Origin of the sequence: Rahnella victoriana (assembly GCF_021276285.1) — a bacterium.
Classification (GTDB): domain Bacteria; phylum Pseudomonadota; class Gammaproteobacteria; order Enterobacterales; family Enterobacteriaceae; genus Rahnella; species Rahnella victoriana.
In genome coordinates, this window is sequence record NZ_CP089919.1 from 2,764,059 (window position 1) to 2,779,058 (window position 15,000).

Annotated in this window: 14 protein-coding genes; 10 read left to right on the plus strand and 4 right to left on the minus strand. The window is 54.2% G+C overall.

Annotated elements, in window-relative coordinates; all coding sequences use genetic code 11:
* Positions 1 to 13: 13 nt before the first annotated feature.
* Together J9880_RS12860 and J9880_RS12865 are read right to left on the minus strand one after the other, a co-directional pair.
* A complete protein-coding gene (locus tag J9880_RS12860; RefSeq protein WP_095923062.1) occupies positions 14 to 217 on the minus strand; it encodes a hypothetical protein in 204 nt (67 codons plus the stop codon).
* Between the two features lie 136 nt (positions 218 to 353).
* Positions 354 to 1,616, minus strand: a complete 1,263-nt coding sequence (locus tag J9880_RS12865; RefSeq protein ID WP_095923061.1) for an L-lactate MFS transporter — start codon at positions 1,614 to 1,616, stop codon at positions 354 to 356.
* Between the two features lie 361 nt (positions 1,617 to 1,977).
* Between J9880_RS12865 and J9880_RS12870 the strand changes: the two genes are divergently transcribed.
* The 6 genes from J9880_RS12870 to J9880_RS12895 all read left to right on the plus strand — a co-directional run bounded on the left by J9880_RS12870 (position 1,978) and on the right by J9880_RS12895 (position 7,955).
* A complete protein-coding gene (locus tag J9880_RS12870) occupies positions 1,978 to 3,027 on the plus strand; it encodes a FecCD family ABC transporter permease (RefSeq protein ID WP_119822686.1) in 1,050 nt (349 codons plus the stop codon).
* Positions 3,024 to 3,785: an ABC transporter ATP-binding protein gene (locus J9880_RS12875; protein WP_232769437.1), complete on the plus strand. Its 762-nt coding sequence runs from the start codon at positions 3,024 to 3,026 to the stop codon at positions 3,783 to 3,785. The genes J9880_RS12870 and J9880_RS12875 overlap by 4 nt, the downstream gene beginning before the upstream one ends.
* Before the next feature lie 14 nt (positions 3,786 to 3,799).
* A complete protein-coding gene (locus J9880_RS12880) occupies positions 3,800 to 5,932 on the plus strand; it encodes a TonB-dependent receptor (protein WP_408637203.1) in 2,133 nt (710 codons plus the stop codon).
* An 18-nt stretch (positions 5,933 to 5,950) separates the two neighbouring features.
* Positions 5,951 to 6,964, plus strand: a complete 1,014-nt coding sequence (locus tag J9880_RS12885; RefSeq protein ID WP_232769438.1) for an ABC transporter substrate-binding protein — start codon at positions 5,951 to 5,953, stop codon at positions 6,962 to 6,964.
* A 155-nt stretch (positions 6,965 to 7,119) separates the two neighbouring features.
* Positions 7,120 to 7,350 (plus strand): hypothetical protein, encoded by a 231-nt coding sequence (locus J9880_RS12890; protein ID WP_232769439.1) that lies wholly within the window; start codon positions 7,120 to 7,122, stop codon positions 7,348 to 7,350.
* A 50-nt stretch (positions 7,351 to 7,400) separates the two neighbouring features.
* Positions 7,401 to 7,955, plus strand: a complete 555-nt coding sequence (locus tag J9880_RS12895; RefSeq protein WP_119822682.1) for a DNA-binding protein — start codon at positions 7,401 to 7,403, stop codon at positions 7,953 to 7,955.
* A gap of 10 nt (positions 7,956 to 7,965) precedes the next feature.
* On the opposite strand, the gene J9880_RS12900 is transcribed toward J9880_RS12895, so the two are convergent.
* On the minus strand, positions 7,966 to 8,742 hold the full coding sequence (locus tag J9880_RS12900; protein WP_119822681.1) for an alpha/beta fold hydrolase: 777 nt from the start codon (positions 8,740 to 8,742) through the stop codon (positions 7,966 to 7,968).
* 188 nt (positions 8,743 to 8,930) lie between these two features.
* On the opposite strand from J9880_RS12900, the gene J9880_RS12905 reads away from it, so the two are divergent.
* The 3 genes from J9880_RS12905 (at position 8,931) to mrdA (ending at position 12,210) form a co-directional block, all read left to right on the plus strand.
* Positions 8,931 to 9,554: a LysE family translocator gene (locus tag J9880_RS12905; RefSeq protein ID WP_095923054.1), complete on the plus strand. Its 624-nt coding sequence runs from the start codon at positions 8,931 to 8,933 to the stop codon at positions 9,552 to 9,554.
* A 100-nt stretch (positions 9,555 to 9,654) separates the two neighbouring features.
* A complete protein-coding gene (locus tag J9880_RS12910) occupies positions 9,655 to 10,053 on the plus strand; it encodes a hypothetical protein (protein ID WP_229921073.1) in 399 nt (132 codons plus the stop codon).
* Between the two features lie 210 nt (positions 10,054 to 10,263).
* The gene (gene mrdA / locus J9880_RS12915; protein ID WP_119822680.1) at positions 10,264 to 12,210 is read left to right on the plus strand and encodes a penicillin-binding protein 2; all 1,947 of its coding nucleotides are present in this window, start codon (positions 10,264 to 10,266) and stop codon (positions 12,208 to 12,210) included.
* Positions 12,211 to 12,223: 13 nt separating this feature from the next.
* Here the strand turns inward: mrdA and J9880_RS12920 are convergent, their stop codons facing one another.
* Positions 12,224 to 12,991, minus strand: a complete 768-nt coding sequence (locus J9880_RS12920) for a hypothetical protein (protein ID WP_119822679.1) — start codon at positions 12,989 to 12,991, stop codon at positions 12,224 to 12,226.
* A gap of 514 nt (positions 12,992 to 13,505) precedes the next feature.
* On the opposite strand from J9880_RS12920, the gene J9880_RS12925 reads away from it, so the two are divergent.
* Positions 13,506 to 14,483: a GGDEF domain-containing protein gene (locus J9880_RS12925; protein WP_119822678.1), complete on the plus strand. Its 978-nt coding sequence runs from the start codon at positions 13,506 to 13,508 to the stop codon at positions 14,481 to 14,483.
* Positions 14,484 to 15,000: the final 517 nt, after the last annotated feature.

Sequence of the window (15,000 nt, forward strand, 5' to 3'; positions counted from 1 at the left end):
TTTCAGGGATTTTTTATTTCAGATAATCGCTGCTGGCGGTCAGTTTATTGTGCGCGCTGGCATCGATCGTCGTCGAAGGGCGGGTACTGCTTTCGCTGGCTTTACGGTTCAGTTCAGAAGCCACTTCCTGTGCACTGGAAGGGTAAGCCTGAGCGAAACTATTAAAGGTGGTCATGGCGATCATCATGCCAAAAAGCGCGAGGGTGGTGCGTTTCATTTTACGGGTGTCCGGTCTGTTCACATTCTGTCATAGGTTTTGCGTGATTCAGCGGCCGATGTTAACTGCTTTATACATAAGAAACGGGAGCTAATTGTGCTCCCGTTCATCATTTATGCTGCGCTCAGCTGCTGTATTACACGTGCTGGAGCGTATTATGACCTGCTTCTGATTTATTCGGTAAGCGAATCGTGGCAGAAAGAACCAATGACACAATCAATAATACAGTGATGATGCTGAAGGTCACCGCAAAGCCACCGAACAGGGACGCGACCAGGGACGCGAAGATGCTGCCGATACCGAAGCCGAGATACAGCAGGCCGTAGTTTTTGGTCATGTTGTTCAGGCCGAAGAAGTCGCTGACCAGTGAAGGGTAGACGGTGATGGTGCCGCCGAAACTGAAGGCGACGCAGGCCACGGAGAGGAAGAACATCATTTCATTCATCTGCGTGAACAGCATCAGGCTCATACCGGCCAGTGACACAATCTGCGCGATAGAAATCACGCGGATACGCTGCATTTTGTCGGACAGCACACCCAGCACCAGACGGCCACTCAGGTTGGCAATCGCAATCACGGTCACGGCATTGGCGGCGGTCAGGGCATCCAGTTTGACCAGGCTCTGGCCGATATCTTTCGCCACACCAATCACATACAAACCACTCATGCAGGCGGTCAGGAACATCAGCGCCAGCATCCAGTATTGCGGTGCGCGGATGGCTTCGGCCAGCGTGAAATCACGGCTGTCATTGCTGTTGTCATTCAGGCTGTTTTCTTCACGGGTGACATTCGCATTCGCCGCGGAATTTTCCTGTTTCGGCGCATCTTTCATCATCAGCGCCCCGGCAATGACCATCACCATCGCCACACCGCCCCAGATCATAAAGGTATTTTGCAGACCTTCTGTCGCCAGCAGATGACCACAGACGAATTTGAATAACAGGCTGCCGAGACCGTACGCCCCGATAGAACAGGCGGAGATCAGACCTTTGCGTTCAGGGAACCATTTCACGCAGTTGGTGAGGGTCAGCAGATACCCGGCACCGTCCGCCAGACCGACCAGCACACCGGCGCTGATGTACAGCATGATGACGTTATCGGAATGAGCGGTCAGCGCGAAACCCGCCGCCATCAGCAGACCGGCGGCGATAGTGACGGTACGCACACCGAAACGTTCCTGAAGTTTACCCGCCACGGAAGAGGCCAGCGCCAGACACAGGCTGAGGATACCGAAGGTCAGCGCGACGCGGCTGATGGGCTCACCGAGTTTCTCGGACAACTGACCGTTAAACAGGCTCCAGGTATAAACAGAACCCAGAGCAAGCTGAGTAAGAATGGTACCGACCAGTGTCAGCCAGCGGGTACGGTTGTAATTCTGCATGCCAGATGTGTCGCTCATAGTGGGTTCTCCCGGGCGAAGTAGATTCAATTAACTGTGGCTATGATAAGTCTGCTGAATGAGGCCGGCGCATTTGCGGAGTGAGTTGCATGAGTTGCGGAATGAAATGCATCCAGTGAGGTATGAGTCGCCATTTTCGGGTCAAAAACAGTGCGGAATTGGACTTAAAACACCGCTGCAGCCCTTGCGGGGCGCGGGTTTTAGTTGATCTGGATCACTAATCCGTCATTTAGTTTTTTCGGGCCGGGTTACAAATTTTGTTACAAAGGTTTCGTTGTATCATTTGGTACATAACGTTGTGCTCACAGACATTTGGTCGTACCCTTCCGGCACTCCTCATTTTTACTTTTAGTGCGCATTCATGACTCTTTCTGCGGAACCGGCGCCTGCGTCACCGTTTCAACGCGCCCGGTTTCTGACGCCCCGCCGGTGTTTTATTCTCAGCCTGCTGCTGTTGCTGGGCGGAATAATGATTTCACTGACCCTTGGCCGGTATCCGGTTTCATTTGCGGCGCTGATACGTTTCGTCGGTGCCGACGCGTCTTCGCCCCAATACGCTCTGCTGCATAACATCCTGATTGATTCGCGCCTGCCGCGTATTCTGGCTGCCGTGCTGGTCGGCGCCGGGCTGTCGGTATCCGGTGCGGCCTATCAGGCGGTGTTCCGCAATCCGCTGGTGTCGCCGGGGTTACTCGGGGTGCTGAGCGGCTGCGCATTCGGTGCGGCATTGAGTATCGTGGCAGGGCTGAACGGGTTGTGGATCCCCGCGCTGGCCTGCGTGGCGGGATTGCTGGCGGTCGCCCTCGGCGTCGGTATTGCCAGCCTGTTTGCCTCGCCGTCGGTTCTGATGCTGATCCTCGGCGGGATCATCAGCAATGCGGTGTTTACCGGGTTGTTATCGGTCGTGAAATACGTTGCCGATCCGCAGGATCAGTTGCCCGCGATTGTCTACTGGATGCTGGGCAGTCTGAGCGCGGTAGATAATCATGCGCTGCTGCTGACCGCGCCGGTGCTGGCGGTGGCGATTGTGCTGCTGGCCGTACTCGGGCGGGTGCTGGATGTCATGACGCTCAGCGAAGATGAAGCTTACAGCCTCGGCGTGCCGGTCCGATTTTACCGCTACGGCATTATTGTGCTGGCGACGCTGATTTCCGCCCTGACGGTCAGTCTCGCCGGGATGGTCGGCTGGGTCGGTTTACTGATCCCGCATCTGACCCGTCTGCTGACCGGCGCCAGTAACGTCTGGCTGTTGCCGGTATCGGTGTGTCTCGGCGGCTGTTTTCTGCTGTTGTGTGACGGGCTGGCGCGCACGCTGGCGCCGGGCGAAATTCCGCTGGGCATCATTACCGAACTGCTGGGCGCACTGGCCTTTATCGCGTTGCTGAAAACCGTGCGGCGGGGTTGGGCATGATCCTTTCTGTTGAAAACCTTTCATACCGGATCGGGCAACGTACGGTGCTCGATAACCTGTCTTTCGGGCTTGAGGCCGGAGAATGCGTGGCGTTGCTCGGTGCCAACGGTGCCGGAAAAAGCACGCTGCTGAAACTGTTGCTGCGGCTGATTAAACCGGCCAGCGGTCACATCGAACTGGCGGGTGTTGCACTGGAAAGCCTGACCCGCCGCGATATTGCCCGTCATATTGCCTGGGTGCCGCAACACCATCAGCCGCATTTTCCGTTCACCGCCTGGCAGGTGGTGATGCAGGGGAGATTGCCGGTCACCGGCCTGATGCGCAGCCCGACGCTGCAGGATATCGCCCGCGTGGAGCAGGCGTTTGACGATAACGGCATCGCACATTTATCTGCCCGCATTTATACCGACCTTTCCGGCGGTGAGCGCCAGCGCGTGCTGATCACCCGGGCGCTGGTGCAGGACACGCCGCTGATCCTGCTCGATGAGCCGGTGAATGGCCTCGATTACGGCCATCAGCTGCATTTGCTCGCCCAGCTTAAAAAACTCGCCTCGGAAGGCTACACACTGCTGATGATCACGCATCAGCCCGAACATGCACTGATGGCCGCAAGCCGGGCTTTGGTGCTGCACGAAAGTCGGCTGATCGCCGATGGCGCGCCGTCAGAGGTGGTAGACAGCGCGTTGATTTCCCGCATTTATCAGGCACAGGTACAACAAATCGATCTGAGCAGCGGGCACCGTTTTTTTATTCCTTAAGGGATTGATCATAAATGCAAAGAAAAATAACTGCGCCGCTTATGGCTGGCGCGTGCGGACTTCTGTTGTCTGCAGGTTCTGCACTGGCCGCAGACACCTCCGACACCATCACCGTTAACGCCAGTGCGAAAAATAGCGATACTGCAGCCGGTGATCCGTCAGCCTCCGGTACGCAAAGCGCCAGCATGGGCGTGCTGGGCAAGCGTGATGTGCTCAACACACCGTATTCCGTGCATGCCGTGCCGGAAAGCATCATTACCCGTCAGCAGCTAAAAAGCGTCAAAGACGTCTACAAATATCTGCCGTCGGTACAAGGTGACGGCGCGCGTCCGCAGACCCGTGGGATCCAGGGCAGCGTGGTACAAAACTCGATGATCGACGGTCTGAATGTGGTGTCGACCACCGATTATCCGGCGGAGCAGTTTCAGCAAATTGAAGTGCTGAACGGACTGGCGGGGTCGCTCTACGGGCCGGCAAACCCGGCGGGGATGTTTAACTTTGTCTCGAAACGTCCGGGTTACACGACTAAAAACAGCCTGACGTTGGGCATGGGCACTGGCATGTCTGGCCTTGGGGCGCTGGATCTCAGCGGGGCGCTGGACAGCGGCGAGCGGGTGCGTTATCGCCTGAATCTGCTCAACGATCAGGGCGGAAGTTATACCTCCGGCAGCAGTAAAAAACGTCAGCTCGCCAGCCTGGCATTGGATTTTCAACTGACCGACCAGACCGTGCTGGAAACCAATTTCAGCTATTACCGTTATGTGACGAAAGGTCTGCCGGGGACTTTTGCGCTGGCCAGCGGTGTGGCCTTCCCGAAAGCCATGAACCCGACACAGCGTAATCTGGGGCAAAGTTATGCCGGTGATGACAATCACACCAGCACCTACAGCGCGCACCTCAAACATGATTTCGATGGCAACTGGCAGTCGGATATCGGCTTCCTGCATCAGGTGGCTGACCGTCAGTCCACGGCGGTGACGAATACGCTGGTCAACAATAAAGGCGACTACAAAACCACGGTCTCCAGCGCCACCGCGACGCGTTTTGTCATCAACAGCTATATGGCCAACCTGAACGGCACGGTGAATACCGGCGGGCTGCAACATGATTTGTCCTTCGGCATGCGCGGTTTTGTGTGGAAAAACTACAACCCGATCCACGGCGGCACCGCCACATTAGGCACGGGCAATATCAACGATCTGCAGCATTTTGCCGAGCCGGATTTCCCGGATTTCTCTGACCGTTATCACTCGGCGACCAGCACCCAGCAGGCGTTCTCGGTGGGCGATACGCTGACCTTCTCGCCGAAATGGAGTCTGTTGCTGGCCGGTAGCGAAAGCTTCCTGACCTCGGCGAATTACGCGAAAACCCGTCAGCGTACCAGCGATTCCAATGACAGCGGATTCAGCGGTTCGGCCAGCCTGATGTACAAACCGGTCGAGAACCTGACGCTGTACACCACTTACGCCGACAGCCTGCAACAGGGCGACACCGCACCGGCAGGCGCGACAAACGCCGGGCAGATCACCTCGCCGTACCGCAGCAAACAGATTGAAGTCGGCAGCAAATTGCGCGTCGGTCAGGCGAATCTTTCTGCGGCCTTGTTCCAGATCGATCGCCCGTTTGCCTACACGCTGGAAAACGGCGAATTCGCTAACGACGGCAATCAGCGCAACCGCGGGCTGGAGCTGATGGCGGATGGCAACGTCAGCCGTGACGTGCACATTTTTGGCGGCGTGACTTTCCTCGATCCGAAACTGCGCGATACGGCGTCGGCGTCCTCCGATAACAAACAGATCGTTGGTTTGTCCCGTGTCACTGCCAATCTGCTGACCGTCTGGAGCCTGCCGCAGGTCGAAGGGCTGGATCTGGATGCCAACGTCCATTACGTCGGCAAACGCCCGACAGACAATGCCAACGACAACTGGGTCGGCAGCTATGCGGTATTTGATGCGGGCAGCAGTTACCGCATGCGTCTGTTTAATACCAACACCACCTTCCGCTTTGATCTGACCAACCTGACCAACCGCCATTACTGGACCAACATTGTGCCCGGCGGTCTGAACGGTTACAGCGGGGCGGGCAATGCGTCAGCGCAACTCGGCGCGCCACGCATGGCGCAGGTATCGATGCAGCTTGAGTTTTAAGTCCCCGGAGAAATAGAAATGAAATTACCGACAGGTTGGATTCTGGCGGGCGTACTGAGTCTGTTCAGCCTGAGCAGTGTCAGCGCAACCCGCGAAGTGACGGATGATGCGGGTAAACAGGTGATCCTGCCTGCCAGAGTGGCGCGGATCGCCGATGCCTGGTACGCGCATCATTCATTACTGATGACGCTGGGCGCAGGGAAAAACATCGTCGCTACGGTGAATCATCCCGAAAGCCAGCCGTGGATGTTTCACATTCAGCCGTCGCTGAATCAGGCGCTGTCGGTAAAAGGCACCACGTTTAATGCCGAAAGCCTGCTGGCGCAGAAAGTGGATGTGGTGTTTGTCAGCGCCGGTAATCGCGATGCAGTCGCGCTGCGTCAGGCCGGTCTGCCGGTGGTCGAAATGAAGTTCACCGATTTTGATTCCATGACGCGTTCCCTGCGCACCACCGCGCAGGTGCTGGGCACGCCGCAGGCCGAAAAACGGGCAGAGGATTACATTCATTATCTGGATGATCATTTGCAGGTGATTGCCGCGAAAACCGCCAGCCTGACTGCGCAGCAGCGTCCGCGAGTGCTGCATATTCAGTCGCTGAATCCGCTGAAAGTCGACGGCAGCGACACGCTGATCGACCAGTGGATCCGTGCCGCCGGTGGACGCAATGCCGCCGACGGGCTGAAAGGCAATATGCAGGCGGTTTCCGCTGAGCAACTGCTGGTATGGCAACCGGATGTGATCATTCTGGCTGCCAGCGCCGGAGATATCGCGACCTCCGCCTACGCCAGCCAGTTTGCATTGCTCGACGCGGTGAAACAGGGCCGCGTGTGGCGCAATCCGGCGGGGGTGTTCCCGTGGGACCGGTATGGCACCGAAACCGCATTACAAATTCAGTGGGCTGCGCAGAAACTGCATCCGGCACTTTTTCCGGATCTGAATATGGTGCAAACCACGCAAGATTTTTACCGCCGGTTCTTTGATTATCCGCTGACGCCAGCCGAGGCGGAGAAGATTCTGGCGGGGAGCTTCTGAGAGCAGCAACGGGCGAAATATTTATTTGTTCAGATGTCGTTTTTTGAAGGTTTCCATACCTGACGCGGAGTTACACTTTCGGCGTGCATGAGGATGTATGCATGCTGGTGTTGACGGATGTCAACGAGAGGATATACTACAGCAACAGGAGGCCAATGAAGGCACATCCTAATAAGCATATTCACGCAGCCATTGAATATGCGATGTCTGAAGGCTGGCATTTTGTCAGCGGCGGCGGCAGTTCACACTGCTTTGGTCGGCTCCGGTGCGGAACCTCTGCTCATCGAGAACATATGATGAGCATCTGGTCTACTCCCCGGAATCCGGAAAACCACGCTGCGCAAATTATCAGAAGGGTAGAACATTGCTTACCTGATAAGACATAACACCAGGGCGGGAAACCGCCTTTTCTGCCCTGACTGAATAAGGAGATTCTTTGCCACTCTATCACTTCATGCTGACGCTTTCCGGTGTCACGTCGGATACCGAAATGCTGGAAGACGCGCTCTGGGAGAGCGGCTGCGATGATGCACTGATCGCTTTTTATGGCACGTCGGTTTATCTCGAGTTTGACCGGGAGGGTACTTCATTCGCTAACGCCATTATGACGGCTGTCCGTGATATTGAATCCGCAGGTCTGAATGCCCGGGTTGAATCGGTAGATTCTGTGTTCGTCGGGCTCAGTGATATTGCCGGACTGGCCGGGCTGACCCGCCAGTCCGTCGCCTTATTGAAAGAGGGGGCAAGAGGGCCGCGTAATTTCCCCACCCCCGTTCAGCGGCTCAAAGGGAATTCCCCCCTCTGGCGCTGGAAGGATGTGGCGGACTGGCTGGTGAGAGAAAGGCGACTGGCAAACGACGCCCCTCAGGTGCAAAACGCAGTCATACTGGAGAATATCAATCTGGCGCTGCAATTACGTTCAGTGTCCGATGCCAGACAAGTCAGGGACTTTCTGCACTTGCTTGAGCATCAGGAAGAGATCACCGGTTGAGGATCCCGGCCTACAAGGCTGCCGTATTCAGCGCGGCATTGATGGCCGCTGCCAAACCGGTCGGGTTTTCCCACATCATCGAATGACCGGCCTGCGGCACGATGGCGGTCTGAATGCCATGTTGTGGCAGAACGGCGACATCCGGTTCCGGCAGTGAAAACTCACCAAATAATACGGTGGCGGGCATTTCCAGCTGATAGAGCTGTTCGCGCCATGACACGGCGTCGCCATTGACCAGTCCGACCGCCTGACGGTGGATCGCCAGTGGCGAGGCGATGCCCATACATCCCGCCCAGATATGATCGTTACCGCGAACTGCGACCTTAATCAGATGCGCATGACCTTCTCGCAGGTAATCAGCTTCTGAGTATTGCGTGACGGCATGGCTGAATACGCCGCCTCCGGCATCCAGATTCGGCTCGGCGACAATCAGCCGCTGGATCAGATCCGGCCGCTGCGCCGCCACCATAATGGCAATACTGCCGCCCATGCTGTGGCCGAACAGGTTGACCTGCGGCACGCCGAGACTGTCCAGCCAGGCAATGACGCAGTCAGTGTGTGCCTGCAGGCTGTAGCTGAAATCATCGGGTTTATCGCTGTAGCCTGAACCGGCGAAATCCAGCAGGTATGAACGACGCGGACGCAGTGATGCATCGGTCGCTACGCGCGGAAAATCGCAGGAAGCCGCACATCCCAGACCGTGCAGAAACACCAGCGGAACGCCCAGCCCTGACAACTCATGGAAACGTAAATGTATTTCCGTCCCCGGTACTTTGAACGATTTCATCTCAATCCTTTGTTAACGGCTTAAGTGCAATCTGCGGATTATAGGCAGGATTTTTCTTAGTGGCAGTACAAAAACTGAGTAAACGAGCAGAGTGATGTGTTTTACAGCGAAGTGCTCTTGTCCCTATTGACCAGCCAGATGATAAAAGTGAGATTTGTATTTTACCGGGATGAATAAAGGTGGATGAGATGCAAGCTGAATGGCTGTCGGTAGTGAGTATTGGAGTGGCGTTGTTGGTGGGGGCCATGAGCCCAGGACAGAGTTTTGTGCTGGTGGCAAAAACGGCAGTGTCTTCGTCGCGTCGTGACGGTCTGGCGACCGCGTTGGGAATGGGGGTGGGTTGTGCGATTTTTTCAGTGATTGCGCTTTCCGGTTTGCATTCCATTCTGCTGAATGTGCCGTGGTTGTATAAAGTGCTGAAAGTGGGCGGGGGGATTTACCTGATCTATCTGGCGGTGCAAATGTTCCGTGGTTCTCACAAAAGCCTGCATGTGGATGCGACGCAGTCTGCAGAAATCGGTTTCCGTAAAGGGTTCAGTTTCGGTTTGCTGACGCAGTTGTGTAACCCGAATACGGCGATTGTTCTGGCCGGGGTTTTCGCAGCATTGCTTTCGCATCACATCCCGTTTTATCTGTATATCGTGTTGCCGGTGTTGGCCTTCACCATTGATACGTTATGGTATGCGTTCGTGGCGTATGTACTGTCTTCAGCCCGTCCGCGAAATGCTTATCTGCACTACAAAAATGCGATCGATCGGGTGAGTGGCGGAGTGATGGCGCTGCTGGGTATTAAACTGATATTGTCTAAATAATCAGCGATCAAATTCATTTCGCGAGCTAATTTGGCTTAAAGTATTTGGCTCGTGAATATTTCTTCGGCAGGCTCTTTCTATCAGCCAGACAAGTGATAGCATGGAACTCTTGCTCACTTTATGGATTTATCTGATGGTCAGGTTAGGCAGTTTTGTGGCGGTTACCCTGGTGCTGGCGTCCTTTTCAGCATCTGCTGTCACTCAGTATCAATGTGTATTAACGCACCACACGCAGTCTGATGATGGCAACGATGTGTCCGAAGTCGTCAATAAAAACGCACCGGTCTATGACGCGGGTAATACTTTCAGTTTTTCACCGGATGGCAGCAAAATGGTCACCAGCCCGGAACTGACGGATATCATCGGCAAAGATAATCAGCCGATGAAAGCCGGTGCGCAAGATAACCTGATGTATATTCACGTCAAAGACAGTTTTGTGGTGGCTACCCAGACCGAAGGCTATGTCTACGGTGAGTGCAAAGTGAATACCGCGAAGTAAAAAGGTGAGCCTCCCGCATTTTCTGGATCAGGGGCGTTGAGCCAGTCCGCAACGCCCTGCAATAAATAGAAACACTCCTGCCACTTCATTAGCACACTTCTTATAGTCGCCTGTTGCACGACGGGCTATCCTTGCGCACTTTTCCAGTCCTCACGTTATTCCATTTTTCGCCCGCTTTAAGAAGCAGACAATAAAGGTATTTGCCCGCTTATGGCCTTACTTAACGACGAAATCCGCGACCATACCGCCGAGTCCGTCCTTTTCGTTCGTCGCGCCGTGATCGCATTTTTGGTTGTGGTGTTATTGTCTGCCGCCCTGGTGTTCAATCTGTACCACCTGCAGGTGGGAATGCATGATTTTTACCAGACCCGCTCGAATCAGAACGACATCAAAATGCTGCCGATCGCCCCAAGTCGCGGGCTGATCATGGATCGCAACGGGGTGGTGCTGGCGCAAAATATCACGCTGTATCAGATCCAGGTGATCCCCGGCAAAGTGCCAGATCTTAATGCGACACTGAAGGCACTGACGCCGATTGTCGATCTGACAGCCGACGATCTGACCAGTTTCCACGATGCCATGATCCACGGCCGTCGCTTCGCGCAAATCCCGCTGAAACTGGCGCTGACCGATGTCGAAGTCGCGCGTTTTTCCGTCAATCAGTTTGATTTCCCCGGCGTATCCATCAGCACTTATCAGCAGCGCCGCTATCCGTACGGCGCGGAACTGGCGCATGTGGTGGGGTACGTTTCCAAGATCAACGATAAAGATGCCAAACGTCTCGATGCGGAAGGCATTTCAGAAAACTATGCCGCCGACCACGACATCGGCAAGCAGGGCGTTGAAAAGTATTATGAAAATATCCTGCATGGCCGCACCGGCTATCAGGAAGTGGAAGTGGATAACCACGGCCATGTGGTGCGCTTACTGAAAGAAGTGCCGCCGCAGGCCGGGCAGAATATCTACCTGACGCTGGATCTCGGTTTGCAGCAGTACATCGAAAAAGTGCTGAAAGGCCAGCGCGCCGCCGTGGTGGTGATGGATCCGCGCGACGGCGGCATTAAAGCCATGGTCTCCAGCCCGAGCTATGATCCGAACCCGTTTGTGAACGGGATTTCCAGCAAGCAATACAGTGCGTTACTGAAAAACCCGGATCTGCCGCTGATCAACCGTGTGACGCAGGGGCTGTATCCTCCGGCCTCCACGGTGAAACCGTTTATGGCGACATCAGCACTGTTTGAAGGCGTGATAACACCGCAAACATCGTTCTTTGGCGCGCCAACCTGGACGCTGCCCGGCACCCAGCGCCATTACCGCGACTGGCTGAAAACCGGTCACGGCATGCTGAATGTCACCAAAGCCATTGAAGAATCCGCTGATACATTCTTCTATCAGGTGGCTTATGAAATGGGCATTGACCGTATTCATACGTGGCTGAGCAAATTTGGTTACGGGCAATCAACCGGTATTGATCTTGATGAGCAATATAACGGTGTGCTGCCGAGTCGTGAATGGAAACTGAAGGTACATAAAAAGGGCTGGTATCAGGGCGATACGGTGTCTGTCGGTATCGGTCAGGGCTACTGGGTGGCGACGCCGATCCAGATGGTGAGGGCGCTGAGTGCACTGGTGAACAACGGCAAGCTGGAAACGCCGCACCTGTTATATTCTGCCAAAAGCGGCAAAGTGATCACGCCGTATAAAATGCCGCCGACGCAGCAAATCGCTGATCCGAAATCGCCGATCTGGGGCATCGTGAAAAACGGGATGTTTGGCATGGCGAATTTCCCGAACGGCACCGGCTATAAACTTTTCCACACCGCGCCTTATCAGATTGCGGCGAAATCCGGCACCTCGCAGGTGTTCAGTCTGCGTGAGAATCAGGTATACAACGCCAAAATGACGCCGGTACGTTTGCGTGACCACATCTTCTATACGGCGTTTGCCCCTTATAAACACCCGACGGTGGTGATGGCGCTGATCATGGAAAATGGCGGCGGCGATGGTGTGGTGGCCGGGCCGACCGCGCGGGCGATCCTCGACCATATTTTCCTGCCGCCGCAGGCGGTGATGTGTGATCCGGCCAAAGCGGATAATCCGGCAGACTGTGAACAACCGGTGCCGGCGCCAAATTCACTCGGTTTCAGTGAGCATTGATCCGGGCGCGGGATCAGAGCATTTCAAAGGGCACGTTGTTGAGCCGGGCAACGTGTTTTCCAATCTCTTCCGTGGTCTTCATGTGACCAGCAGGGACCTTACTGTAGTCAGGAAACGGCACATCATCGACGCCTAACACTCTCGTCACCCGGATGCTTTGAGTTGCGGGGAGCCCGGCATAGAGATTCAGACCCGGGCGGCCGATAATCAGTATTTCATTGTGGGTATATTCACGACGGATCGCTTTATCTTGTGTCATGAGCGCAGCGGGGGTCAAAAGTTGCTGATAGCCACCCTCGCATCTGAAGCCATTTACTCCTACTCCGGTCCGAATGCAGTCCACAAGTTCATAGGGGTCGATCAGCCGCCCCTGGGGGTGACCTCCTTCCCGTCCGGCATGGTTCATAAACGACACGTCACGCGGGAATGTCCCGAGAATATTTTGTCGGGGAACGTCAAGAACCAGCGCGATGTTGTGATACATCCCTGTGTAACGAGAAGACTGTGTCGTGAATTTTTTAATATCGTTTAAATCAACCAATGATGTGCTGAAGACATCCCAACTATTAAACAGGGAGGCTGCGTCCTGACGGCAGAACGGGCTTTCGTGCCGTTTAATGGTATGGACCAAAACATGGCGCTCAGGCAGTACGGCCCAGCTTTGTAGTGTGGCTGCTTTTTGCTTATCCCACACTTTTCTTCTATTTAACCACTTATCCCGCTCAGCTAAATACATTGCACGCGTGTAAGATGATGGGTTTTTTTTTTTGAAAAAGGGCATGATTTACATCCTGTAAATGTGCGTGTTGCTATTGTTTTGGGGAAGTAAAATGAAGCGATAACGGTTCTAAAATATATCATGTTGATATTATTAATATAGTTAATAACATATTAAGAATAAGCAGAAGGGAAGCCTGTTCCCTTGACTGTCGGAGCAGTGGATTGCCTTGCAGGAGGCCGGAAGGGGGATAAATGGTTTTACCTTTTCTCCGAAAAGCATTTTTCACTTTACAGATTTCTTTGTAGAGATGTGCCATCTTAAGCGGGCTGGCGAGATTCAGAGCGCTTAAAAATATTATTGATAATAAAATTCCTAACACAAACATATACAAAACTTGCGGTGGGCGCCCATCCAGTACAATTTTTTTGCTATTGTTTTTGTTCGCTAATATAAAGGGTAAAAATCTCCAAACGCTCTCTTTATTTTTTTATTTGAATCCGGGAAATCTGTTTCACCTGACGACTGGCATCTTGCAGTCTGAAGTAGGGGGAAGCATGAAATATGAGGTCCGTGAATGAAAACGCCAGAAATCCCCGCTGACGAGGCGAAACGCATCCATGCGCTGCGTGCCTATAATTTACTTGATACGCTGCCCGAAGAGCGTTTTGACCGCCTGACCCGTCTGGCAAGACGCCTGTTCGATGTGCCTATCGCGCTGGTTTCACTGGTGGACGTTAACCGCCAGTGGTTTAAATCCTGTCAGGGGCTGGCCGCCACCGAGACGTCCAGAGACGTTTCATTCTGCGCCCACGCCATTTTGCAGGATGACATTCTGCTGGTCCCCAACACCCTCAGTGACGAACGCTTTTATGACAACCCGCTGGTGACCGGCGATCCGGGGATTCGTTTTTACGCTGGTTGTCCGCTGATTGTGCCCAACGGCAGTTCCCTCGGCACCTTGTGCCTGATTGACATTAAGCCCCGCGACATGGGCGATGACGAACGCCAGCTTTTGCGCGATTTAGCCAAAATGGCAGAACAGGAGATCGGTGCCCTGCAGATGGCGACGATGGATGAACTGACGCTGGTGGCCAACCGTCGGGGCTTTGAGGCTCAGGCGCAACAGGCGCTGACGGCCTGCCAGAAGTTGGGCGTACCGGCCACCATGCTGTTTTTTGATCTCAATGATTTCAAAGGTATTAACGATCAATTTGGTCATGCTGAAGGCGACCGGGCGCTGACTGTTTTTGCCGGTATTCTCAGCGGCTTATTGCGGGAAACCGATGTCGTCGGCCGCCTGGGCGGTGATGAATTTGTCGCGCTGCTGACCAATGCCAGCCATCTTGAGGCGGCAGAGATTATGCAGCGTCTGCATGAGGCGGTTGTGGCGTGGAATCTGCTTGAGCAGCGCGGATACAACATTAAATTCAGCGTCGGGCAGACGGAATATGACAGCGGTAAACATGCCTCTGTTCAGGCGTTACTGGCAGATTCCGATCAGGCGATGTACAGCCATAAACAGCTGAGTAAAAAGGCCGTCATTAATCACTGATCCCGGTGTGTCATAAATTGGCGACAATCGCGCCTGGCGTTGTCGCCATTTAGCGACATATAAGTTATTGATAATTATAGATTGTGATTGCGGGGGCCTGGAGTGTTGCGATATGGCGACAGTGTGGGTGTTTTTTCGTCGCCAGAAACGCGTCGCGCAGAGAATCTGATTGCGGAAATTATATTTAAATCCTTTATATTCATTCAGTTGATGTTTTTGTTTAAAAGTTGGCACGTATCCTGCTAGAATGGGGTAGTTGCTCATTCACCTGATTATGATTGGCTCACGCGAAAGCGTTGATATGCTCATAATGTCCGAATGACGCCAAAGAAACGGTGCCTATCGTTCACCAGACCGATAATCGTTGCGCAAGCACGTTATCAAGCATCGAACGACACGTTGAGTGAGGCACCACCTCTTCCGGCCTGCTGAATTTTCTGAAGAAGTTTCAGCAGGCCAACCCCTCCCGGCTTTCGCCCATCAAATCGCTTTCAATTCCCTCTCTGAGACTGGCTGT